Origin of the sequence: Streptomyces sp. SID12501 (assembly GCF_010550245.1) — a bacterium.
Classification (GTDB): domain Bacteria; phylum Actinomycetota; class Actinomycetes; order Streptomycetales; family Streptomycetaceae; genus Streptomyces.
Window position 1 is genome coordinate 1 of the sequence record NZ_JAAGLU010000754.1, and the last position, 426, is coordinate 426.

The following is a 426-nucleotide window of genomic DNA, read 5'->3' on the forward strand; positions in this document are numbered from 1 at the left end:
GGAGAGGCGGTCGCATGCACGCGGTGCCGGTGGTCCCCAGCGGGGTCGAGCGCACGTTCGGGCGGGACGAGATCATCGTCTCCAAGACCGACCCGCGGGGTCGGATCACGTACGCCAACGACGTGTTCCTGCGCGTCAGCGGCTACGCCGAGGCCGACCTGCTCGGCCGGCCTCACAACGTCATCCGGCACCCCGACATGCCGCGCGCCGTGTTCCAGGTGCTGTGGGACGCGATCGGCGGCTACGACGTCGGCGTGTGCCTGGACACGTGCCACGCGTGGGCGGCCGGCGAGGACCTCGAGACGATCGTCGAGCGGCTCACCGCGATCACGGGCCGCATCGACCTCGTGCACGCCAACTCCTCGCGCGACCCGCACGGGTCCAGCCGCGACCGGCACGCCTCGTTCGCCGACGGCACGATCCCGC

1 protein-coding gene is annotated in these 426 nt (G+C 72.3%); it reads left to right on the forward strand.

What is annotated here, in order from left to right; genetic code table 11:
• Positions 1-14: 14 nt before the first annotated feature.
• Positions 15-426, forward strand: a 412-nt coding sequence (locus G3I71_RS50700) for a TIM barrel protein (RefSeq protein WP_203733204.1), incomplete at its 3' end; no start/stop codon positions are given.